19 protein-coding genes are annotated in these 22,297 nt (G+C 62.4%); 8 read left to right on the top strand and 11 right to left on the bottom strand.

The window, feature by feature from the left end; all coding sequences use genetic code 11:
* Window positions 1–531 precede the first annotated feature (531 nt).
* Complete coding sequence (locus IZV00_RS19165; protein ID WP_230463518.1) at window positions 532–1,104, top strand: EF-hand domain-containing protein; 573 nt, start codon at window positions 532–534, stop codon at window positions 1,102–1,104.
* 201 nt (window positions 1,105–1,305) lie between these two features.
* On the opposite strand, the gene IZV00_RS19160 is transcribed toward IZV00_RS19165, so the two are convergent.
* On the bottom strand, window positions 1,306–2,037 hold the full coding sequence (locus IZV00_RS19160; RefSeq protein ID WP_196227684.1) for a hypothetical protein: 732 nt from the start codon (window positions 2,035–2,037) through the stop codon (window positions 1,306–1,308).
* 224 nt (window positions 2,038–2,261) lie between these two features.
* Here IZV00_RS19160 and IZV00_RS19155 point away from each other — a divergent pair, with 224 nt between their 5' ends.
* Both IZV00_RS19155 and IZV00_RS19150 read left to right on the top strand, forming a co-directional pair.
* A complete protein-coding gene (locus IZV00_RS19155; RefSeq protein WP_196227683.1) occupies window positions 2,262–3,362 on the top strand; it encodes an acyltransferase family protein in 1,101 nt (366 codons plus the stop codon).
* A 343-nt stretch (window positions 3,363–3,705) separates the two neighbouring features.
* Window positions 3,706–3,936 carry a hypothetical protein gene (locus tag IZV00_RS19150; protein WP_196227682.1) on the top strand — a complete coding sequence of 77 codons (231 nt, stop codon included), beginning with the start codon at window positions 3,706–3,708 and terminating at the stop codon, window positions 3,934–3,936.
* A gap of 237 nt (window positions 3,937–4,173) precedes the next feature.
* Here the strand turns inward: IZV00_RS19150 and IZV00_RS19145 are convergent, their stop codons facing one another.
* The 6 genes from IZV00_RS19145 to IZV00_RS19120 all read right to left on the bottom strand — a co-directional run bounded on the left by IZV00_RS19145 (window position 4,174) and on the right by IZV00_RS19120 (window position 14,802).
* Window positions 4,174–6,492, bottom strand: a complete 2,319-nt coding sequence (locus tag IZV00_RS19145) for a hypothetical protein (protein ID WP_196227681.1) — start codon at window positions 6,490–6,492, stop codon at window positions 4,174–4,176.
* Window positions 6,489–8,006 (bottom strand): hypothetical protein, encoded by a 1,518-nt coding sequence (locus IZV00_RS19140; protein WP_196227680.1) that lies wholly within the window; start codon window positions 8,004–8,006, stop codon window positions 6,489–6,491. The genes IZV00_RS19145 and IZV00_RS19140 overlap by 4 nt, the downstream gene beginning before the upstream one ends.
* Window positions 8,007–8,675: 669 nt before the next feature.
* Entirely contained in the window at window positions 8,676–8,828 is a 153-nt protein-coding gene (locus IZV00_RS19135; RefSeq protein ID WP_196227679.1) for an antitoxin Xre/MbcA/ParS toxin-binding domain-containing protein, read from the bottom strand.
* A gap of 206 nt (window positions 8,829–9,034) precedes the next feature.
* Window positions 9,035–10,396 (bottom strand): efflux transporter outer membrane subunit, encoded by a 1,362-nt coding sequence (locus tag IZV00_RS19130; protein WP_443020090.1) that lies wholly within the window; start codon window positions 10,394–10,396, stop codon window positions 9,035–9,037.
* Window positions 10,397–10,424: 28 nt separating this feature from the next.
* Window positions 10,425–11,618, bottom strand: coding sequence for an efflux RND transporter periplasmic adaptor subunit (locus IZV00_RS19125; protein WP_196227677.1), 1,194 nt, complete (start codon window positions 11,616–11,618; stop codon window positions 10,425–10,427).
* The gene (locus tag IZV00_RS19120) at window positions 11,611–14,802 is read right to left on the bottom strand and encodes an efflux RND transporter permease subunit (RefSeq protein WP_196227676.1); all 3,192 of its coding nucleotides are present in this window, start codon (window positions 14,800–14,802) and stop codon (window positions 11,611–11,613) included. Before IZV00_RS19120 ends, IZV00_RS19125 begins: the two co-directional genes overlap by 8 nt.
* A gap of 222 nt (window positions 14,803–15,024) precedes the next feature.
* Here IZV00_RS19120 and IZV00_RS19115 point away from each other — a divergent pair, with 222 nt between their 5' ends.
* Window positions 15,025–15,924 (top strand): LysR substrate-binding domain-containing protein, encoded by a 900-nt coding sequence (locus IZV00_RS19115; RefSeq protein WP_196227675.1) that lies wholly within the window; start codon window positions 15,025–15,027, stop codon window positions 15,922–15,924.
* A gap of 187 nt (window positions 15,925–16,111) precedes the next feature.
* Here the strand turns inward: IZV00_RS19115 and IZV00_RS19110 are convergent, their stop codons facing one another.
* A complete protein-coding gene (locus IZV00_RS19110) occupies window positions 16,112–16,303 on the bottom strand; it encodes a hypothetical protein (RefSeq protein WP_044663553.1) in 192 nt (63 codons plus the stop codon).
* 180 nt (window positions 16,304–16,483) lie between these two features.
* A complete protein-coding gene (locus IZV00_RS19105; protein WP_044663554.1) occupies window positions 16,484–17,128 on the bottom strand; it encodes an outer membrane protein in 645 nt (214 codons plus the stop codon).
* A gap of 254 nt (window positions 17,129–17,382) precedes the next feature.
* Here IZV00_RS19105 and IZV00_RS19100 point away from each other — a divergent pair, with 254 nt between their 5' ends.
* The gene (locus tag IZV00_RS19100) at window positions 17,383–18,075 is read left to right on the top strand and encodes a TorF family putative porin (protein WP_230463517.1); all 693 of its coding nucleotides are present in this window, start codon (window positions 17,383–17,385) and stop codon (window positions 18,073–18,075) included.
* Window positions 18,076–18,255: 180 nt separating this feature from the next.
* Here IZV00_RS19100 and IZV00_RS19095 read toward each other — a convergent pair whose 3' ends face one another.
* Window positions 18,256–18,576, bottom strand: coding sequence for a DMT family transporter (locus IZV00_RS19095; protein ID WP_044663556.1), 321 nt, complete (start codon window positions 18,574–18,576; stop codon window positions 18,256–18,258).
* Between the two features lie 457 nt (window positions 18,577–19,033).
* On the opposite strand from IZV00_RS19095, the gene IZV00_RS19090 reads away from it, so the two are divergent.
* The 3 genes from IZV00_RS19090 (at window position 19,034) to IZV00_RS19080 (ending at window position 21,476) form a co-directional block, all read left to right on the top strand.
* Window positions 19,034–19,501: a hypothetical protein gene (locus tag IZV00_RS19090; protein ID WP_196227673.1), complete on the top strand. Its 468-nt coding sequence runs from the start codon at window positions 19,034–19,036 to the stop codon at window positions 19,499–19,501.
* A 700-nt stretch (window positions 19,502–20,201) separates the two neighbouring features.
* Window positions 20,202–20,429, top strand: coding sequence for a hypothetical protein (locus tag IZV00_RS19085; RefSeq protein WP_230463516.1), 228 nt, complete (start codon window positions 20,202–20,204; stop codon window positions 20,427–20,429).
* A gap of 756 nt (window positions 20,430–21,185) precedes the next feature.
* The gene (locus IZV00_RS19080) at window positions 21,186–21,476 is read left to right on the top strand and encodes an HU family DNA-binding protein (protein ID WP_044663560.1); all 291 of its coding nucleotides are present in this window, start codon (window positions 21,186–21,188) and stop codon (window positions 21,474–21,476) included.
* A 4-nt stretch (window positions 21,477–21,480) separates the two neighbouring features.
* Here the strand turns inward: IZV00_RS19080 and IZV00_RS19075 are convergent, their stop codons facing one another.
* Window positions 21,481–22,020, bottom strand: a complete 540-nt coding sequence (locus tag IZV00_RS19075; RefSeq protein WP_196227671.1) for a winged helix-turn-helix domain-containing protein — start codon at window positions 22,018–22,020, stop codon at window positions 21,481–21,483.
* Between the last annotated feature and the right edge of the window lie 277 nt (window positions 22,021–22,297).

The following is a 22,297-nucleotide window of genomic DNA, read 5'->3' as shown; positions in this document are numbered from 1 at the left end:
CCGGCCTGCGGGGAAAAAAAGTTCAGCATGGCCGGATGGCGATGGGGCCGCGATCCGTCGCAGGCGTGAGCAATGTGGACGGATAGATCCGGTAGCCGTGCCTCTTAGAGCCGGATGTCATGCGGTTTCGGGCGGATTGCGGGTACGGCTCGCCATACGGTTGAACATGTCCATCAGGCAGATTTCGATAGGCAGTCAACGACCTCCTTCTGTCGAAGACTGCCGGAACGGCCTGGAAGTGGTCTTCGGGCATAGTCATTACGCGACGCGGGACGGAGTTTTCAGCCCAGCGCAACGCGGCCCGCTCGCGATCATCGAACAGCGGCCCCGCTGATGAGAAACGGGCCTTCGCAGCATCTTCGGGCGGTTACCGCCCCGTCGTAGATTTTGCGCATGGCGCGTCGTGCATCCTGATACAAAGCGCGACACTATAGCTGCCTTCAGAGGATATTGGCGCGACAAGACACCTGCAGAACCAACCGCAGGAAGCCGCGGGGTTTCCGGTCTGGAAATTGGACAGGAGTTGTTGTGATGAAAAAGCTGACCCGCAATGTTCTGCTGGGGATGTCGCTCTCGGCCATGGCCTTTGCAGGCTCTGCCTATGCCGAGCAGGGCAAAGGCGACCGGGTGACGAAGCGGACGGAGGTGGAGACGCGCAGCGTCGCTATGTTCACGCGCATGGACGTGAACAAGGACGGCAAGATCGACCAGGCCGACCGGGCGGCGAGACTTGCCGCGCAGTTCGACCGCCTCGATACCGACAAAAGCGGCCAGATCTCGCGCGAGGAGTTCAGTGCGCGGCGCCAGCGCCAGGATGGCGCGAGCGCGGCGGATGCAGGTGAAGGCGGTAGGCACCATCGCTGGGGCGGCCGGGGCCGAGGCGGCCATGGCGGCATGATGTTGGGCCACATGGCCGATGCCGACAAGGACGGCGCCGTCACCCAGGCCGAGTTCACGGCCGCCGCGCTCGCCCGCTTCGACCGACTGGACGCCAACAAGGACGGGCAGGTCACCAAGGAGGAAAGGCAGGCGGCACGCAAGGCCATGCGCGATCAATGGCGTGCCAAGCGGCAGGGCGCTCCGGCGGAAACGCCGGCGGGCTGATCGCCGGGCGGGGCCGGGGCCAACCGCACGAGGCCCCGGTCGCGCGACGTCAGGCTCCCGGACGCGTTTGCCTCGCGCCGGGAGTCGCTACCCTCCTGCCAGGCCCGCCCAGGCGAGGAGCTGTCGAGCGCATGGCGGATCCGTCTCGGTGCTCTGGCATCCGGACTGGAGATGATTGAAGTGGCGCGGGCGGGCGCGCGATCAGGTCCGGCCGCTGTCATCGGGCGTGCCGGCGTGGGCGGCGCCGAACCCGACGCCGGCGCCAAGGCCGCCCATGCCCATTCCGCCCATTCCTCCTCCTCCTCCTCCTCCTCCTCCTCCTCCTCCTCCGCCCTGCCGTCCGCCGCCTTGCGTATTTCTGCCGTTCTTGCCGCCGCTCGCGGAGGGACGCGCCGGTCCTTGCGCGGGGATGGCCAGATCGGCGGGAACAGGGTCGAGATCAAGCGCTTCACGGATGAAATTGCGCAGCGAGATCACCAGATCATGAGTAGGGACCGGGCGTCCGGCGACCAGTTCGCGCGCTGCGTGTCCAGCAAGGCGGACCTGTTCTTCGGTCCCTAGCAACAGGATGTCAGCGAGCGCAGCCTCGACGATGTCCCGGATGCGTCGCGGACGATCCGGCGGATCGAGGCTTGCTGAACCTGCCTCGTCCTGCCTGCGCGTATCGGCGTCAGCTTCCGATGCGCGAAGGCGCAGGTCGCGCAGATGGGCAGGGTCGACCGTGAGGGTGCCGGTGAACGATCCGCCAAGAGCCTTGTACGCGGCAATCAGCGTACGCAGCCTTTCGTTGATCTGGCGGTTCATGCGCTCGCGCCGCTGCTGGATCGTCATCATGGTCAGCATCCGGATCCCGACGCCAATCAACGTCACGAAAATGAGCCCGAAGAGCGTGAGGACGAGATTCTGCCAGGATGAAAAATCGATACTGCGCATGGCGATGCTCCGCAGGGGCTTGGCGCACCTTATGCCGTGGGACGCCCACGCGTCTATCCGCTGAATGATCGCCGGACGTGAGCACTGCAGTGCCGCAGATGAAGGCGGGCGCACGGTGCCCTTGTGTGGCGCGACGCCTGTTGCGCGGAGCAGATGGACGGACTGGAGCTTGAAGGGTAATCGACCAACTCCTTGCTGCCTATGGGGAAATTGCCTTGCATCCAATGTTGACCGCCGATGCGGCTCGCCGATCTGATGCGATCGCGATAGCGCGCGTCATCTGCATCATCGGTGTCGTCTATGTTCACGCCTGGACGGGCCTTAATGGTCATGATCTGGAAAGCCTGCGCGGGACGCCGCAGGAGGGGCTGCGATGGACGCTCATGGAGATATTCGGCCGTGGCGCAGTGCCACTGCTTGGGCTGATCTCAGGATGGCTGGTCGAGGGGTCTTCCCGCACCCAGGACTGGGTGCGTCATGTCAGGCGCAAGGCGCGGACAATATTGCTGCCAATGGTGATGTGGAATGCGCTGGCGATCCTGTTCGTCTCAGGGGCGGCCTGGGCGCTGGGGCTCTCCGCACCCGTGCCGCAATCGACCGGCTGGATGTTCGAGGAGTTGTTCATCGCCAGCCGCAATCCCGACATCAACGTGCAGATGCCGTTCCTGCGCGACCTGTTCCTCTGCATGGTCGCCGCACCTCTCTTTGTTCGCCTGCCGGCGGGGGTGCTTCTGGCGATCGCTCTATGCGCAGCCTTGTGCCAGCTGCTTGGCTGGGGACCGCCGGTTCTGATGCGGGCGTCGATCCTGTTCTTCTTCGTTATGGGGATCCTGGCGCGGCGCACGGGCCTGGCAGATCGTGTCGCGTCGCTGCCTTTCGGCGTCGCGGCCTTGCCTTTCATCCTGCTGATGCCGGCACAACTCACCTTTGCGCTGCTGCCGGCGCGCGCGCTGCCGGGCGTCGAGGCGGCGATGCTCGACCTGGCAGTGCGCGTGGCGGCAGCCATGTTTTTCTGGCGATTGGCCTGGAGCCTTGCAGGCAGTGCGGCGCGAGGCATGTTGCTGCGCATTGAACCTTTCGCCTTCTTCCTTTTCTGTTCGCATCTCATTCTGATCTGGCTGGGCGGACCGGTGCTGGGCGCGATATTCGGCAAGCTCGGTTCACCCCTCTACCCGGTCTATCTGCTCATGCAGCCCCTGCTGGTGCTTGCCGCGGTCATGATATTGGGCTCACTGTTGAGCCGCACCACACCGGCATTGGCGAGGCTGTTGAGCGGCGGACGGCTGGCTGGAGCATGGGCCCAGGGCAGGCTGCTTGCAGCCTAGGGTATTTTCCAAGCAGGTGGCATTTCTGCTGACTCGGAAAGTGCGGAAAACAAGAGATAAATAGAGCGCCGGCCAATCGGGTCTGCCAGTGCGGCGGAAGTCTGCCGTTCCGGCTGGGATTCTGCAACCGGACCGGCGCTTGAACGACAGCAGGTAAGACCTCCGGAACCTGAAATCCTGAAAGCACATAGCCATCGGGTCGAGGGAACGGGGCTGGCCTCGATCCGGGGCGATTATATGGGCTGGATCGAAGGCATGGTGGGCAGCCAACGTTGGGCGTGGCAAAAGGGCTATGGATATCCGACTATCGGCTGACCCGCCGCTCAGCAGCGGCGCACCTCACATGATCGCAGTCAGCCGCTTGCGCTCGATGATCGAGAGCAGTCTCAATGCTGGCCCCCAGGACGTTTCGTGCCGCGCTTCCAGTAAAGAAATCAGGACTCCCATCATTCCAGAGTTGAGGCGTCGCGGCTCGGGCTTCCAGGCTGCGAAGATGGGGATGTTGAATGTGGAGACTATTGCCAAGATGCGCCGGGGGCACAGCCAGCAGGGCAACATCAGGCATTCACAGTGAGATTCACCCACAGTCGGCAATGCCCGCTTCCATCGTCTGCCGCTCCGCTCAGCGCACGTTCGCGACCCGTTAGCTGCCTGTCGCACAGACCTTCTATTCAGGTTTCAAAGACGCCCGCTTTGGAGACAAATCGGCCCGCGACGGTGTTCGCTGCACACTGTCCGGATAAGCAATCCTTCATCAGATCTGAAAATAGATGATGAGGACTGACAATATACCCGAAAGACGATTGTGATGCTAACAAATCGCCGACCTGAACCGCTCTCCAATCTCCTTGTCGAGGCCGGTTCGGTGTGTCCCCATTTGCTCGCCCTCGAGATCGCTCGCTGTTAGCCCCAATACGCCGATGATGTGGGCGCGCAGGATTGGCACTCGTTTGAGAAAATCGCGCGACCTCGGCTGATCGTGGACGCTCGCGACGATCCGGTCGAGAGCCCAGATCACCGTAGACCAGCACTCCATGAAGTCGACTGGCATCTCTTCATATTCGGTCGATACAATCAACCGGGTGAGCGCGGATTTCTTTCCCCAGAAAAATGCCGAGACGATGCGAATGATAAGGCGCGGCCAACCCTTGTCATCGATAGTCGCCGGCATGCCCTTCGGCGCTGCAGCTGATCTTGCCTCGCGCAGGATCAGGACAATCCAGAGGCGCAACCGCAGGACATCGCGGGGGCCGATAGTGTGATCGCCGTTTGTCAGGCTTTCGACGTAAGTTTTTACGGCCTTGTCATAGGCTGCCATATCCGGTGCCGGTCGTTCTGGCACCTCGACATTCTCAGCGGCGCACTGGCGATCCGGTATCTCGTCCAAGTCGCCGGTCTCGTCGCCGAGATCCATCCAGTCGTCGGCTCCATCATCTTCCGAGCCATCATCCGCCGTATGAACTGCGCCCGACAGTCGGTTGAGGAGTGCTCGAACGCTGTTGAAATGCGTGCCGGCAAGCGTGCTGTCACTGCGTCCACCCTTCCCGCGCCGCGTGGACCGGGCCGCCATAAACTCCTCATAGGTCAGGAATCGTATTTCCGAGGTTTCCCCTTCCACTGACACCGCAGGACGATTGGGATGGGCCCGCCCGGCCGCCTCCTCATCCTCGATTTCAGCCCGGCAAAGCTCCTCGAAAGCCTGATACGCGAACAGAAACAAGTCGCTTCCATCGTCAAATATCGACAGGGCCTTTGCCGCGCTGCCGCTCGCCGTTTCACGTCTTCTTGAGCGCAGGGCACTGCGATGGGTGATGAACGTGCGCACCGACTCCTGCGACCCCATACGCACGAAGACGAATGCGGCCTTGCTCAGCATGTCTTCGCCGATCCAGGCCGACTGGCGGCGTTCGGCGCCGGCAAATCTCGTGACCTCAACCTCCACAATCGCCTGGCCGAGCGCGTCGGTCAGAACTACGATCCCATGGGTCCAACGATCCGCGGGCTTCATCCAGTAGAGGCGTCCACCATCTGCTTCGAATGACCCGGCAGCTGCGCGCTCCATCTCGTCGAGCGGGATAGGTGCAGACTCCGCACGCGGCGGGAGATCGGCAATCTCGACTGGTTGCGCCCCGAGCCATTTGTCCAGTTCGAGAGCCGTCGTCGCGGCGCCCCTGGGGACGCGTCGATAGATGCACGCCTCCCTGTTTACACCGCTGATCGCTCCTGCCCCCAGCGCCGCCACGGTACAGTTGGCGCTTCCGCTCAGCACATGCTCATGTCCTGCGGTTATCGCGATCAGCAATTTCGCGTGGGTGAAACGGCTTGGGCGCCACTGGGAGATGTCGATAATCTCACGATGGCCTGGCATCGACGCCGATGCCGGGAATTCATGCCGTTTGACGTCCAGCAACAGCGAGGTCCGCGCCGGATGCAACGCCTGCTCAAGGGACCCGAGCGCTGTCAGGTCCTCATCCCAATATGGACTGACGACAATCAGGCGCTCGACGGCTTCCCCGCCCACCAGATCAGCAAAGCGGGCACCAATACCCCCGTCACCGGGAGCTGCAACGAATGCCATCGCGGTTCCGTCCTCGAGGACGGAAAGCGCCGCGTCGATGCTTGGTTCCTCCAGCCACCGTGCACGATCCCGCGCCCAGTCGATCGCCTCTCTCGGTGCTCCGCTATCGGCCGGCACAAGCGCGCTCACATAACGCCACGCCGATTGAACGATCGCGCGCTCGGCACTCGGCTCGACGCCGCATTCGACCTCGACGGCCACTTCCACATTGCCGCCAAGACCAGCGCCCGTGACGTTTGCCGAACTTACGATGCATCGCCCGCCGTCGCGGCCGACCTGCACTATGATCTTCGGGTGGAAGACGCCGGCCTCCACGGGCGGAGAAAACAGAATATATTCGCGGCCAAGCGCCTCGGGCAGAGCCGATCCGTCACTCAAAGCCATGGCGGCCATACGCTGGTCCGCGACGAGTACGACATTGGTGGCGCCCCCCGCCGAAAGCTGCGGTAGCATCACTTCTTCGAATGCGGCGAATTCCACGGCAAAGGTTGTTGCGATCCCGGAATGGAAGCCGCGCCCCTTGCGGCGTGCGAGCCGCTCCGGCAGCTTCACTGGTTCGCCCCCAGCAAGGCTCGGCCACGTTCCGTCAGACCATCGCCCGCAACCAGGTGGATGTCTTCGAGGAACTGAAGGGCCGGAGCCAGGCGCGGGGTCGTCGCCACCGGCTGATAATGGTTCAGATAGATGAGGCGGCCGTCGCGAACCTCGAAGAGGAAGGTATAGTCGCGCTGACGCCTGAATTTCTGCATCGCCACCCAGCTATGGCGCAGGACGATCCGCTGCACGACATAGTCCACGATCAGCTCTGCGACCGGAGTGTCCGGTTGCTGATCAAACCATCGCAGCTCCGTAACGATCGATCGGGCGCGTTCGTTGGCACGCAGCGCGCTCCTCAATATCTGTCGCAGGTCCTCACGGTCATCGACCCGCTCGTGGAGGCTGGCGATAAGTTGGACGGCATCCCACGCCTTCTCCTCTGCCGATCCCCTCCGCCCGGTCAGCCTGAGCCAGGCCTCCCGCCAACCAAATGCACCGATGTCGATCGATGTGCGAAAGCCATTCCAGGAAAGCGCGGACGCTAGCTCCTCGCGATCGAGCAGGCGGTCATGGACAGCAGCGCGGATGTCGGCGAGCGTCTGGCCATTGTCGGATTCCGACATGATCGAGATAGCCCATGCGAGCAGCCCCGCGGCCGCGACCTGGAACAGATCCTGGCAATGATAGGCCTCCCATAGCAATCGCTGCCGCTCGAGTTCCGCGGCCAGAGGGCGGCCGGGCGGATCGAACAGTGCCCATCGCACGCTCTCGGGCGTGGGCCGCTCTCCGTGCACCCGTGCAACTTCGAGAAGCAGGCGAAGCGTGGCACCGCGGCTGACGTCGTGGACCATCGGATTGTCGCCGTTGCCGAACAGGGTCTTTTCGTAGCTGGCCCTCTCTTCCGATGTGTCGGGGATTGCTGAGGGAATAATTGCGTGCAGGGAAGCCAGGGCGTCACGAGCGACCTTTCCGGCGTCGATCGCGGCGACAAATCTCGCTTCCACCTCAGGGCCGATCGACGCGCGGAACGCGTTGGCCAGCAGCACTCCCGCGTCCGCCGTGATCCGCTGGATGCCATTTGGCCCCTCTTCGAAGAGGCCCATTTCCTGCATTTGGGTAACGTAAGCGGCCCCGAACACGCCCATGCTCTGGATGAGATACCGCGTCACATTCTTGTCGTTCGACGCCGCTTCGGCGAAGTCGATCACGTCCTCGCCGACCTGAAGCCGGTGGTCGGCCCAGTCGATCCCGCCAATGCCAACTTCCCCGGTTGCGTCCGCGCAAACCAGTGCATAGAGCGTCTCCGCGCGCCGCACGAATTGCCGCCAGAGTTCGAAATCCGTTGTGACACCGCGGCGCGCATAGGCATCGCCCAACCAGCAGAAAAACCCGTAGTAGCGCATCCGCAGAGTGATATTGCTGATGCCCGGCAGCAGCGCCTGATAAAGAACGATGCCGCTATTCTGCATTCCAAGCGGATCGAGACCGCGCTTGTCGATCTTTGACGTCCATTGCGGCAGCGCGTCCAATTTGTCCTCCCCATCGATCGGCAGCGGCGCTGCACGACCGTCACGCGTGACAATCGGCCCCCTGTGCTGCCAGGCGCCTCCCCGGATTGGATGCGTTGCTCCCCGGAGGACTGACCTAAATCTAAATGGTATATGGTTGGTTAGTATAGGTGCGGCGCTTGTCGGCACGGGCCGACCTCAGCGCCCAAATTCGCCAGATCAGTCCCACGACAGAGATATTCCAAACGCGATCACAATGAAGAGCGGGGTGGGAAACGACATAAAATGGAGCTTTTGCCAGCGCCACCAGATGGTTGGGACAAGCGCTGGCTTGGAGACGAAATCACGGCGCCCTGCGACGGCCGGTCTCTGTATATTTGCACGGTCAATGCTGCAAATGCGAAGGAAGTCGCCAGCGCACAGAACACGCTCGTCGCCGCATCGCGGTTCAGTTAGCCAACTCCATCTGTGTAAATTGCATTACGTCGAAATCCTGGCGCCAGCCAATCGACGTATTCTGCCACAAAAATGTGGCCCGCAGCCGTTCGCGCATGAATTGCCTCGGCGAAGGCTTGCCCGGTATGATGCGCGCGGCTGCCCTTCGTGTTGGTATCGATCCCCATGTCGTACGCACCGGTCCGGGCCAGCTCGTGCTGATCGCGATGGCTGCGAGGCTCCGGAGGTCGAGCTTCACTGATAGTCCAGCGCGCCTTCCGCCGCGCGCACACCCTCATCGACCTGTCCCTTGCGCAACCGCTCGATCGGCGCAGCGTTGCCGGTGTAATGGTTGGGCGTTACCAGCCATTCCCGGGCGGTCTCGTCATCGCTGAAATACGCCCGCACCCGGTCCAGCCCGTCGAGCGAGGTGCGCGCAGAGCGATAGGCGTAGCCACCTTAGCCGAGAAACTCAGGCCCTGACGCGCATCAAATGCCTGGACTAAACACTTAGCCGATTTTGGAGGACGACCTGGTCGAACTCAACATGCGCAGTGCTTTGTATCAAGGAACGCTGCGTTTATCGTTCGCAGCTTGCGACCGGCTGGCTCGCATCATGCCGGTCCGCCCAAAGCCTTCACCAAGGCGATATACGCGCGCGCGCGGTCGAATTCCACCTCCAGAAGCGCGCTTTGCGCGTCAAGCGCATCGGTCTGCGCGGTCACGACCTCCAGATAGTCCGCCGCGCCGTCCCGATAACGGTCCAGTGCGATCCCGCTGGTGCGCTGGGCCGCCTGCGCCGCCTCGCGCTGATCGTGCCATTGGGCCGCGAGGTTATGCAGGGCGGCGATGCCGTCTTCAACCTGCCTGAAGGCACTCAGCACGGTGTCGCGATAGGCCGCTGCCTGCTCCTCATATTGCGCGCGGGACAATCTGACCTGCGCTCGTCGCCGCCCGCCATCGAACAGGTTGAGCGCGGCCGAGAGCGGCCCCAGGCCCCAGAAACTGCCTGGCGTGCTGAGCAGATTGCCGCGCGTCGTTTCCCAGCCGCCGGACAGTCCCAGCGTCACTGTCGGAAAGAACGCCGCCCGGGCCACGCCCACCTGCGCATTGGCGGCGAACATGCGACGTTCCGCCGCCGCTATGTCGGGCCTGCGCTCAAGCAGCGTAGAGGGCATGCCCGTGGGCACGCCGGGTGCGCCGAACGTGCGGACCTGCGGCGCGACAGAAAATTCCGAGGCAAGCGCGCCGGTCAGCGCCGCCAGCTCATGTTCGGTGGCCGCGCGTTGGTTGGCGATCACGGAAATCCGTGCTTTTGCATTGCTGAGCGTCGTCTGCGCCCGGTTGACGTCGATCCCCGAGGCGATGCCACCCTCATGACGCGTCCGGGTCAATTTATAGGCATGATCGAACGCCGCCACGGAACTTCGCAGCAAATCCGCCTGTGCATCGAGGCCGCGCAGGCGGACATAGGCGTCCGCTACCGCCGCATGCAGGCTGAGACGCGCGGAGGCGAGATCGGCCTTGCTCGCCTGCGCATCGGCACGCGCGGCCTTCACGCTGTTGCGGATGCGGCCCCACAGATCCAGTTCATAGTCCAGCGATCCGCCGACCGATACGTCGTTATAGGTGACGCTTTGGCCATTGCCCTGGAAACGGTTGCCCGACACGCGCCGCCGGCTGGTGCTGCCGTCGGCGTCGATCTCCGGCATCAGGTCGGACGCTTCCGCGCGCGCGACGGCACGCGCCTGCTCGTAGCGCGCTAGCGCCGCGGCCAGCGTCGGGCTGGCGGCCTCCGCCTTTTGCTCCAGATCGTCGAGCACCGTGTCATTGAAGACCCGCCACCAGTCTCCCCGCGCCACCGCGTCCATGGGAGCGGCCGGCGTCCAGCCAGCTATTTCCCTGTAGCTTTTGGGCGGCGTGACCTGCGGCGGCCGATATTGGGGCGCCATCGAACAGGCTCCCAGACCGGTCATTATCAGCAGCCCCGCGGACCGCACGGATCTATTCCGCATGGGCCTTCGCCTGCTGCACATGGACGCGATCGCCCGCCTGAATTGCGTCAGGCGGCGTGTCTATCACGCGGTCGCCCATGCGAAGCCCGTTGGAGACGACGACCCTGGCTCCCTCGTCGCGGGCGATGGTAACGGGCTGCAAGGCGACCTTCCCCTGGCCGTCGACCACAGCGATCGTCGGGCCGTCATTCCCATACAGGATCGCGCTACCGGGCAGGGTGAGGGCGTTTCCGCCGCCTCCGCCGACATTGAAGCGGACCTGCGCGAATGCGCCCGGCTTCAACGCGCGGTCGGGATTATCCGCCTGCAACTGCACCAGCACCGCGCCCGACTGGGCATCGACAGCGCCGGCGCTGCTGGTGAGCGTCGCGGTGAAGCTGCGGCCGGGATATTCGGGCAGACTCAGCGTCGCTGGCATGCCGGTTTTGAGCTGGGCTGAGTAAAGCTGGGGCACACGCACATAGATGCGCATCCGGTGGACATCGGATACGGTGAAGAGCGGTTGGGAGGCGGCGTTGCCGGCCACGACCAGCGCACCGATCTGCGCCGACCGGCTCGTCACCACGCCGTCGAACGGGGCCGTGAGGCGCGTGAAACCCTGTAACGCCCGCAGCCGCTTCACATTGGCGAGCGCGGCGTTGGATAAAGCGGACTTCGCCGCCAGGTCGCCTGCCTTTTCGTCCGCCTCCTGCCGCGACACCGCATCCTTCTCCAGCATCGCGCGCCAGCGCGTTGCGGTCGTGCCGGCCAGGCGCTGGTTGGCAAGGGCGGTCTGGTAATCGGCCTGTGCTGCGGCGAGCTGCTGATCGAGATCGGGCGCGTCGAGCATCGCAAGAGGCTGGCCGGCCCGGACATTGTCGCCGATATCGGCCAGCCAGCGCCTCACATAGCCGTTGGTCCGCGCGTAGATGGCAGCGCTGTTATAGGCCTGGACATTGCCAGGCAGGATCAGCGCCCCGCTTTTGTCGCCACGCTGCGGCAGGACGACGGCGACCGTGGGAATGGCGTCCCGCATGGCCGTTTCCTTAAGATCGCTGGTCGCGTGGATCCGCGTGGCGACGCCGACGCCCACGATCAGCAGGGCGACGATGCCCGCGCCGATCCCTGCGCGCTTCAATGTCCGGTTGTCGGGTCCGGCGACGGCGCCGTTGCTGGCCGTATCGGGGAAAGATGTCTCAGGCATGGCTGGGGTGCATTTCCGTCTGGGGATGGGGGCGCTTGTGGTTGCGGTGGACGAGGGCGAAGACCGCGGGCACGAAGAAGAGGGTGGCGATGGTGGCGCAGATGAGGCCGCCGACTACCGCGCGGCCGAGCGGGGCGTTCTGTTCGCCGCCTTCCCCCAGCCCCAGCGCCATGGGCCCCATGCCGATGACCATCGCGAGGGCGGTCATCAGCACCGGCCGGAAACGGACCATCCCCGCCTCGACAGCCGCACGCGTCGCATCGCCCAGTTCGGTCAGCTTTTCGCGCGCGAAACTGACCACGAGGATCGAGTTGGCGGTGGCAACGCCCATGCACATGATGGCTCCCGTCAGTGCGGGAACCGACAGCGTGGTGCCGGTCACGAACAGCATCCAGACGATGCCGGCGAGCGCGGCGGGCAAGGCGGTGATGATGACGAACGGATCGATCCAGCTCTGGAAATTGACGACGATCAGGAGATAAATGAGGACGATGGCGCCCGCGAGGCCGAAACCCAGGCCGGAAAAGGCCGTCGTCATTGTCGCATATTGCCCCCTGATCGTGACGCTCACACCCTTGGGCTGCTCCTTTTCAAGGGACTTGATGGCTGCCTCGATGTCGCCCGCCACCGCGCCGAGGTCGCGGCCCTGGGTGGTAGCGAAAATGTCGAGCACCGGTGCGATATTATAATGCGATACGACCGGCACGGTGTTCGACCGCAGGATCGTCGCGAGGCCGCCCAGCGGCTGCACGGCCGATCCAGCCGTGCCCGACACCGGTACGTTCGACAGTGCACTCAGCGAGCCCACCAGATATTCGGGGGCCTGCGCGACCACCGGATACTGGACGCCATTTTCCGGGTTCACGAAAAATACCGGCGCGGTCTGCGAAGTGCCGGCAAGCTGGCTTGCCAGGCTGGAGGTGACGTCGCGTTCGGTGAGGCCATATTGGCCGGCGCGCGAACGGTCGACTTCGACCTCGAATTGCGGTGACCGGGCCGGTTGCTGGATGCGAGCGTCGGCGAGACCGGGAATGGTCGCGATTTTCGCCAGCAGCTTTTGCGCATAGCGGCGGTTGGCCTCGGCATTCTTGCCGGCAATCTGGATATCGATCGGAGCAGGCGCGCCGAAATTGAGGATCTGGCTGGTGATGTCGGCGGGCAGGAAGGAGAAGCTGGCGCCGGGGAACTCACGCGGCAGTTCCCGGCGAAGCTCCGCCACGATCTCGTCGGTCGCCCGGTGCCCCTCCTTGAGAGCGATCAGCATGTCGCCATCCTGCGGGCCGATCGTGCCGCTATTATTGTAGACGGTGTTGATGGAACTGACCGGCAGGCCGATATTGTCCGTGATGGACGCCAGTTCGGTGGCCGGGATGGTTCTGCGGACGGTCCGGGCGATCCGGTCGAACTGCGCGGCTGTATTTTCTATGCGCGATCCCACCGGTACGCGCACATGCATCGCTATCTGACCGGAATCGACCGTGGGGAAGAAGTTGCTGCCGAGCATCGGTAATAGTCCGAAGGAGAGCAGCACCACGATCATGAAGCCGATCAGGAACGGTTTGCGCGCCTCGAGCGCGCGGCGCAGCAGCCCGACATAGGCATGACGGACCTTCTTGAACCGCGCTTCGAACCGGCGCTGGAAATGAACCAATGGATTGCGCGATCCAGCCGTGCCCGCCAGATGTCCGTCGCCATGTTCGACATGAGGTTTGAGCAGATACATGGCCAGCGTCGGCACCAGCGTGCGCGAGAGGATGAACGACGCCACCATTGCGAACACGACCGAGAGCGCCATAGGCACGAACAGGAAGCCCGCAATCCCCGGCAGGAAGAACATGGGCACGAACACGATGCAGATGCACAGCAGCGAGACGAAGGCAGGTACGACGATCTGTGCCGCGCCGTCCAGGATCGCCTCGACAACGCCCTTGCCCTGTTCCAGGTGCCAGTTGATATTCTCGATGGTGACGGTCGCGTCGTCGACCAGGATCCCGACTGCCAGCGCCAGCCCGCCCAGCGTCATGACGTTGAGCGTCTGCCCGAACATGGCAAGCGCCGCGATGGCCGCGAGAATGGCGAGCGGAATGGAAAGCGCGATGATGACGGTCGAGCGCCAGCTGCCGAGGAAAAGAAGGATCATCAGGGAGGTGAGAGCCGCCGCGATCGCCCCTTCATGGATTACGCCCTGTACTGCGGCCTTCACGAACAGCGACTGATCCCCCACGGGCAGGATCTTGAGACTATCGGGCAGGGTGGCGGCGATGCGCGGCAGTGCGTCCTTGACGCCGTTGACGATGGCGAGGGTCGACGTGCTGCCATTTTTGAGCACTGTGAGCAGCACCGACCGATGTCCTTCGACATGCACGACATTCTGCTGGGGACCGCTGCCATCGCGGACATGGGCGACATCGCGCATGGTGATGGTGGCGCCGTTCACCACCTTGACCGGCAGGTCATTGAGCGCCTCTATAGACTCCGGCGCGTTGTTGAGCCGCACGCTATACTGGGTCGATCCGACCTTGATGAAGCCCGCCGGATTGATCTGGTTCTGCGCAGCGATGGCATTGCCGACATCCTGCGCCGACAATCCCTTCGACTGAAGGGCGACGGGATCGAGGTCGATCTGGACCTGCCGTTGCCTGCCGCCGGAGGGATAGGGCATGGCGAGGCCCGGAATGGTGACGAGCTGCGGCCTGATCTGGTTTACGCCCAGGTCGAACAATTGCTGTTCGGACAGGCCTTTGCCGGACAGGGCGAGCTGCAGGATCGGCACCGTTGACGCACTGTAATTGAGGATGAGTGGAGGCGTAATCCCCGGGGGCATCTGACGCAGCACCGTCTGGGAGACCGACGTCACCTGTGCGGTGGCCGTCCGGATATCCGCGCCGGGCTGGAAATAGATCTTCACGATGCCGATGCCCTGCAGCGACTGGCTTTCGATATGGTCGATATCATTGACCGTCGTGGTCAGAACCCGCTCATAAGGGCCGATGATCCGGTTCGACATGTCCTCAGGCGACAAACCGGAATAGTTCCAGGCCACCGCGACGACGGGGATCCGGATATTGGGGAATATATCCACAGGCGTTCGGGCAGCGGCCAGCACGCCTATGATCGCGATCAAAATGGCCATGACGATGAACGTCAGCGGCCGGTGCAGCGCAACCTTGACGATATCGATCAACCCCAAGACTCCGTGATCGCGGCCCATGGGCCGCTGAAATGCGATGGCCTCTCCCCGGGAATGTCCGTGCGTGCGACGCTTGGGGGGCAATTTCCTGTCCCCGCCGGCGATCCCGGCACGATCTGGTTGCGAAACGCTACTCTTTGGTCCCTCTGGCCGCTTGGAATCAGGATGTCCAATATCTAGATCAAGGCTGATTGATCTGTCAGGAGAATTGATCGAGTGGATTTGCGTCATCTGCGCTATTTTATCTGTCTCGCCGAGGAACTGCATTTCGGACGGGCAGCGCAGCGCCTCCACATGTCGCAACCCCCGCTCAGCCAGCAGATCAGGGCATTGGAGGAGGAGCTGGGTGCGAGGCTGTTCGACCGCACCAGCCGGCGAGTGTCCCTGACGCGAGCGGGCGAACTGTTTCTGGTCGAGGCGCGCAAGGTCCTGGCCCAGTTCGAGCATGCCGGCAACGTCGCCCGCCTTGCGGGAGATGGGCGCGCGGGGCGACTGGGCGTGGCCTTCACCGCGTCGGCTCCGTTCGTGCCGCAGGTTGCGAACGCCCTCTATGCCTTTCGCAGATCCTGCCCTGGCGTCGAACTGGAGCTGCATGAACTGGGGCGTGACGATCAGGTCGCGCGGATCGACAGGGATGACCTCGACATCGGCATCATCCGGGGCATAGACCCGCCGCGGCTGCCCGCCGGCATGACGTCCCGGTGCCTGTTGCAGGAGGAGATGGTCCTGGCGTTGCGAAAGGACCATCCTCTCGCTCAGGGCGGGATCGATCCCTCAATCGCTGATCTGGAAGGCGTCCCGTTCCTTCTGTATGCAACGACCAGCAGCGCAGATTTCAACGATCATTTTTTCGGCCTTTGCGAACAGGCGGGCTTCCAGCCGACGATCAGCCTTGAAGTGGCAAGCTTTGCCAGTCTGCTCGGCCTGGTCGCCGCGGGCTTGGGTGTGACAATCCTCGCGGCGTCCCTGTCGCGCATCCAGGTCGACGATGTCGTTCTGCGACCGCTTTCATCGCAGGTGTCGAGCCGCTTGTGGATGATACACAAGCATCGCCTGTCGCCCTCGGCCGATCGGTTCCGGCGGACTATCCTGCTTTCGGGTGGAGAGGAGCCTTGATTCCGTTCGTCTGGGGTCGGAGATCATAAGGATGCGCTTGGCGCGAAGCCCGGCGACGATGTTATCGACAGGAACATTAGGTGACCGTCCCTGTCCTGCCGTCGTTGCTCTCGGCGTGCCGGCAAGGCCGGACGCCTGGTCATGGACATGAGTTGGGCGGACGATGATGCCATGCCCGGCGAAACGATCAGCATCGCGACCGGAACAAAAGTCTGCCGAGCAGCGCGAAGGCAGCGATCCCGAGCCAGCGGACCGCAAACAGTGCGACTTCCATTCCGACCGGCGCGGCGCCGGTTGAACGGATATAGGAAATGATGGCGGCCGCGAGGGTGACAGCCGACAGGAGCGGCCAGATGGGGCGATCGGGCGATTTGCGCATAAAGACTACGCTCCCTGCAGATCGGTTCGGATGCCCGCGCCGGCTCATGCAATATGTCGACCTTGTCACGACAAGGGACTCCGCCGACTGTGAAAGGCGGAGTCAGTTGAGGATCCCTCGAACAACCTTGATGGAAAAAGGGGCCTCGACAGAGGCCCCTTTCCTATGGCTGACCCAAGCTTAATAGCGCCAGGAAATACCCAGCGAGAGCTTGTTGTTGTCAACGCGGATGCCGTTGGCGCCAAGATCCTTGTTGAGGCCCGCGCTGCCATAATCCTCGATCAGATATTCGATGCGAACCGAAGTCTGGGCCGCAATGCGGGTTTCCAGACCCGCGCCGTAAACGAGGGCGTCCTGCATCGTCTTGCTGCTGTAGCTGTCCACGCCGTCAAATGCCTGTGCCTTGAACTTGGTCGACTGCCAGCCGCCCCGCGCGTAGACGGCGGTGTTCTCGGCAATCATTGCGCCCAGGCGCGCACTCAGGCCGAAGGATTCGCGAGCCTTGATCTTGCCGCTCACGCTGTCGACGCCATCGTCGAGCTGCGCCGAGATGCTCGCGCCCGAGAAGTTCGCATTGGCCTCGACACCGAAGAAGACAGTGTTCGAGAGAGCATAGTCGTAGCCGACATAGAGACCGCCGCCCACGCCATTGCCGCTCAGGCCGTCAAGGTCGAGGGTGGCGAAGCCGAGGTCGGTGCCTTCGGCTTTCACTTCATAGGCGTCACGGCTGATCTGGGCGCCGATGAACGGGCCGGAGAAGGTTTCGGCGTGAGCGGAGGTGGCTCCGGCGACGATCGCCAGAAGCGTAATAGAGAGTGTCTTCATGTTTCCCCTGAGTGGTTCGCGTTGATTATCGTTTCGGTTGCGACCCGAGGCGCGAATAATCGAAGGGACGGGCGGCGGTCAACCTGCCGTGGCAATTTTGCTGAACGCTGCCATATTGCTGCAACAGGGCGAGGTGCCGTTCAGGGGCCATGTGATAGCTGTTGCACAGCAGGACCGCACGTCGTTATTGGCCGGACTCGATGCGCTTTAAACCCTTGCTTCCCATCAAGCTGCGCCGTTTCCTGGCAGGAGCGATGGCTGTTTTATTCAGTGCCGGGCCGGCCCGCGCCCAATATGCCGATGACCTGACGGCAAGCATCGGGGTGGCGAGCGACGAGCGGCGCCAAGGCTTGAGCTGGAGCGATGGCGATCCGGTAGTGCGTGGCCGCCTGTCGGTCCCCGTTTACGAGGGACTGAGCCTTGACGGCGCGACCGTTGCGCTGTGGGGCAGCGATCGTCACGACGGCGCGGCCGCTGTGGTCGATGTCGGGCCAAGCTATGTGCGGCAGATCGGGGCGTGGCGACTGACCGCCGACGCGCGCTATCACCTGTTCGTCGGAGCTTCCGGGCAGGGCTATGGCGAAATCGGCGCGGGCGCCGGTTTCTTGATGGGACCGATCAGCGTCGACCTGATGGGCAGTTATGCTCCGCGCCAAACCTCCATCGGCGGCGACAATCTTCATCTCTCGGCATCGGCATTTGTCGGCGTGCCGGGCACCCCCTTGACCATGTCGGCCTGGGTCGGGCGATCGTCGGGTGACGTGCGCAACCCCGCCAAGGCGGCGCGGCTGCGGCCCGATGGCACCTATTGGGACCATGGCGTCGGCGTCGACTATCTGAAGGGCTGCTGGTCGGCGGGACTGCGCTACGTCAACAGCAGCATTGATGGGCCGAGCCGCCGCGACGCGGGCGCCAGCATGGTCGGGCGCGTAGGGCTGAGTTTGTAGCAGCCTTGCAGTGAGTGGGAGAGCGGGCGGCCGCCCGATGGTCCACTGATCCTCTCGTCAGGCGGCAGGTGCTCGCCTCGCAAGCCTGAGCCCCATATGCCGGCGCGGCAGATCATAGCGCGCCATCGCTTGTTCCCGAAGGCGTGATAAGCCCCGCTCGTCCAGCGAGGCCGCAGCCCGTCATCCTTGCGGCGCCAGCTTCATGAGGATGAGGCCGCTGATGATGAGGATCGCAGCACCGATACGCAGCGCGCTCGCCCCTTCTCCCAGCAACCATATCCCGATCACGAAGGCGCCGACGGCGCCAATACCGGTCCATATCGTGTAAGCGGTGCCAAGCGGCAGCGTCTTCATGGAAAAGGAGAGGAGCGCGAAACTGGCCAGCATTGTGACCACGGTAATCGCCGACGGGACGATGCGTGTGAACCCGGCAGACTGCTTCATGAAGAAAGCCCAGACGACCTCCAACAGGCCTGCAACGATCAAAGCTACCCACGCCATACGGCTCTCCACTGTGAGGGCCGGGCCGTCCCGGACTTGACACCCAACGGGGTACGGGAACGTGGTCGCCGCGCCGCTCAGATAAGCCGCTTGCGCCGATCGTTCAATCCTGGATCGCGGCAATCGAGAATGCGAGCTGATCCCTCCTCGGCGACTTACGGACCGCGGCGAACCGACCCCGGTCGCAGGCACGGCCTCTAAGCCTGGTAAAATTCGCAGTAGCGAACACCCCCTGGGCCCGAGGTACTCGAAAAGAATGGGAGGAGTGCCAATGCACGAAGTTCCCTTTCTATGCTTACGCTATATGAACCAATCCTACAGAATCCATGAATAGCGATTCTCTGGAAATAATCGATGGAAATGGACCGCTCCCTTTGCTGCAGGATCAGGCGAATGCCAGGGCATCCGTGCCGGCGCGCGTCGAGCGCGACATGAACAGGGCCAATGGGGGGCGTCCATGCGCGCTGCGCTGTACCGGCCCGCAAGTTCGGATTGCCAACATATCGATGTCGTGATCAAGGATTTGACCATAGCAGGTTGCCGGATGCTCAGTCCGGCCGATCTCGATGAAGGCGAGCAATGGATGATCGATCTGCCGGGGCTTGGCCTGCGGCCGTGCCGCATCAGGCGATCGCATCGCCGAGGTATTCGCTGCGAGTTTCAGGATCCTTTGGAGTTTGCCCAAATCGCGATGACCCGTAAGGCCGATGTCGCCGCTGGGGCGGCCGTATCCACGGCAGTCCCTTTTGGCGTCCGAGGCGTTGGCAAGGATGGCAGATTCTCGCGTTCGCAAAGGCTTTTCATCATCATCCTTGCCGCCGCCGGCGCATGGATGTTGTTCTACGCAGCCGTCAGGCTGGGTGATGCGCTGTTCGCGACCGCATCTGTGCCGCCACCCACCCGGTCCATGACCGGTCGGGAATAGGGGAAACGGTTCGGACCAGCAGGCCCCTCATCGCTGGGGCCGTCAGCGACCGAGTTTCGTCTTAACGGAGTTCAATCCGTTGGGCTGGAACAATTTCGTTCTTTTCAGCCCACAAGACGATTTTGCCCCAAAATCCCGGCGCCATACTTAGGAGACGCTGGTAGCGGATGGCGCCGGGATCCCTGACGCGGCGGTGCGACCCGAGGCCGGCTTCAGGCGCTCAGCGTGGTCGACGCTGCTGAGGAGGATCATTTTATAGATTCGGCAGCATGATGTCCAAACAATTATATGCATAAATGCAGCATTGATAGGAGGACGCAAAAACAATAAAGTGATTCGGGAAGAAACCAGTTATAAGACTATCATGTCTTCTGCCGACCAGCCTTGCTGCGCAAGGAGATGGCGTTGCGTGCGCTTTGGTTGCTTGCCGCTGCACGCGACGGGCAGAAGCCTCGCAGAGAAAATATCTCCCGTCGTAAGAGGCCTGAAAGCCGGTGGCCTATGAAGACGACCATCTGACGGCCGCGTCCGGCTCGGAAGAGCGCGTCATCCAGTTCCGCAGGATGAGGCGCCATGGCGAGGATGGTGAGATGAGGATGGCGGGGGGAATCACCAGGTCTGCGCTTTCCCGGAGGGGAGAGCGACAATGCGAGGGCGAATGATGGCACATAGATATCTGACCCGTTTTGGGTGGTTTTCAATGGCCTATGTCGGATGGCGGAATGATGCGAAACTACGTCTGGATGATGTGCTCGCCCGGTTCGGCCTTTCGGATGCGGCGCGCGACTATATCAATACGCGCGTAAGGCGGGCGCCCATCAGTTCTTTCGAAAGGCGGCGCTGGGTCCACATCCGCAAGCTTTATTGTGATCGGCTGCGCCGTCCTACCGGAAAGACGAGCAATGCCGGTATGGCGGGGACGCAATAGGTCGGGCGGAGGGATGGGCCGGTTCACACCCCGATCGCCTTCATCTGCGATGCTGCCCTCCATCCCCCATTTCGCGAGTCATCATCGAGGATATCGCGAGATGCGATTGCTTTGCAGGCTTTCGCGGTTCCTCGATCACCGGTCATGGATGGTTCATCTTTGCAGGGCAATAACGCACGAGCCGCCTGGTTACCTCCCCCCCCTCCTACCGGGCGGCCCTGAACCTCGGCCCCGTTGTGACCCTGCTCCAACGGGGCAATTTTCCTCAAATTTCACGGTGCACGAGGCGGGATGGCGAATGCGCCTTGCTTCCGTGCCGCTGATCGCAGCGAAGAGTCCGTCCTGGCAGCGTGCGCTATCTGTTGGCTCGCCACTGACGAAGGGCGAGCATTACGACAGCAACGGTACGCCAACTCTGAAACGAATAGCTGCAAAAGGATGAGAAAGCGTGTGACTTCCTTCTCCCTGCGGAGCAAGGTGGTAGATACATGCACGGTCGGGAGAATATTCAACGCAATTGCTGATACAGCCCTGGGGCGCGCTTACGCGAATGTCTGATTGCTGCAAGGGAGACCAGATCGGAGCGACAGCCGCGATCTGAATGCCTGCGGATATTTCAATCTTCTATTTCTTACTGACTGAATGTAGAGGCGCATTATCCCGGTTTTGCTGCTACGCGTGATCGTTGCCCGCTGTTGGTTCGGTCGGAAAGGCAATCGGACTTGTTTGGTGTGCGGAGGCAGACGAGAAATCCCAATGATTAGATCTGAGCTGGTCCATGAAATGCAGCAACAATATTCCGATCTTCCTGCAGAGGATGTGGAACGGATCGTCTCGCTGTTTTTCCAGGACATTTCGGACCATCTTTCCAAGGGTGGCAGGGTTGAGCTGCGAGGATTTGGCGTTTTCAGCACGCGCTCCCGCGAGGCTCGCATGGGCCGCAACCCCCGAACCGGCCAGGATGTACCCGTCGCCGCCAAAAAGGCGCTACATTTCAAGCCAGGCAGGCAGATGCTGGCACGGCTGCAGGCGAAGCCTGCCGACTGAAGCTTCAGGGCTCAGGAAGTGATGGATTCTTTTCCCGCCCGTTGAGCGTATTGATGATCCGGAAAGCGGCGCTGCGCACCAGCCGATAGCTGCGGCGTCCCGTTTCTATGGCCCCGTCCTCGATGCCGCCTGCTGCCAGCTGTTGTCTCAATTTGCAGACATAGACCCTGATCACAGCAGCGCTCGGGGAGATGGTCCCGGCAGCGTCCGCCAATTGCGTATGCGTGACATATTCCCCTGACTGGCGTAGCAGGCAAAGCAGAACGCCCGCCGCGACCCAGCCGTCCAGCGCGAAGCAATCGACAAGCTTCTGCCGGATCATATCCTCACGATCTTTCGCTTTGGCCGTCCTGCCCAAAGCGGCGAGCGCGCCCTGGACATCGGCTTGATCCTCGGTAAGCGTTACGTCATCTGCCTCATCCGCGCGCCTGGTCTTGCCGTTGCGAGGCGGCGACGAATTTGTCGAATCGCTTGAACCGGGACCAGACAGGATTACGCGGATTCTTGCTATGGATGCTTCCAGTGCCTTAAATTGCTCCTCCAAAGCATGTAAATCTTCGTACGAGACGGATTTAACAATTGGTTTTTCTTCCTTTTTATATTTTCCGGATATAGTCAAATCTGTTCTCCGCTGAGAATTCGATTATTATTGTTCGATATGCCTCAACTAATATTGTTCGGAACCAGGGCCATTGGAATGTTCTATCATATTACTCTGCAGTCGGCGGCATCAGGGGCGGATTAACCTTCGAAGCAAGCTAATGCAAATGATAATCATGGATATCCAAACATTCGTATAGATCACGATGGAGTTACAATAG

It is taken from the genome of Sphingobium sp. Cam5-1, from assembly GCF_015693305.1.
Taxonomy (GTDB): domain Bacteria; phylum Pseudomonadota; class Alphaproteobacteria; order Sphingomonadales; family Sphingomonadaceae; genus Sphingobium.
This window is presented reverse-complemented; position numbering and strand designations above follow the sequence as displayed.

Coding starts and splice junctions, on each gene's coding strand:
- IZV00_RS19165 (WP_230463518.1), top strand. CDS start 532: ATGAAAAAGCTGACCCGCAATGTTCTGCTGGGGATGTCGCTCTCGGCC.
- IZV00_RS19160 (WP_196227684.1), bottom strand. CDS start 2,037: ATGCGCAGTATCGATTTTTCATCCTGGCAGAATCTCGTCCTCACGCTC.
- IZV00_RS19155 (WP_196227683.1), top strand. CDS start 2,262: ATGTTGACCGCCGATGCGGCTCGCCGATCTGATGCGATCGCGATAGCG.
- IZV00_RS19150 (WP_196227682.1), top strand. CDS start 3,706: ATGATCGCAGTCAGCCGCTTGCGCTCGATGATCGAGAGCAGTCTCAAT.
- IZV00_RS19130 (WP_443020090.1), bottom strand. CDS start 10,396: ATGACCGGTCTGGGAGCCTGTTCGATGGCGCCCCAATATCGGCCGCCG.
- IZV00_RS19125 (WP_196227677.1), bottom strand. CDS start 11,618: ATGCCTGAGACATCTTTCCCCGATACGGCCAGCAACGGCGCCGTCGCC.
- IZV00_RS19110 (WP_044663553.1), bottom strand. CDS start 16,303: ATGCGCAAATCGCCCGATCGCCCCATCTGGCCGCTCCTGTCGGCTGTC.
- IZV00_RS19105 (WP_044663554.1), bottom strand. CDS start 17,128: ATGAAGACACTCTCTATTACGCTTCTGGCGATCGTCGCCGGAGCCACC.
- IZV00_RS19100 (WP_230463517.1), top strand. CDS start 17,383: ATGGCTGTTTTATTCAGTGCCGGGCCGGCCCGCGCCCAATATGCCGAT.
- IZV00_RS19095 (WP_044663556.1), bottom strand. CDS start 18,576: ATGGCGTGGGTAGCTTTGATCGTTGCAGGCCTGTTGGAGGTCGTCTGG.
- IZV00_RS19090 (WP_196227673.1), top strand. CDS start 19,034: ATGCGCGCTGCGCTGTACCGGCCCGCAAGTTCGGATTGCCAACATATC.
- IZV00_RS19085 (WP_230463516.1), top strand. CDS start 20,202: ATGGCCTATGTCGGATGGCGGAATGATGCGAAACTACGTCTGGATGAT.
- IZV00_RS19080 (WP_044663560.1), top strand. CDS start 21,186: ATGATTAGATCTGAGCTGGTCCATGAAATGCAGCAACAATATTCCGAT.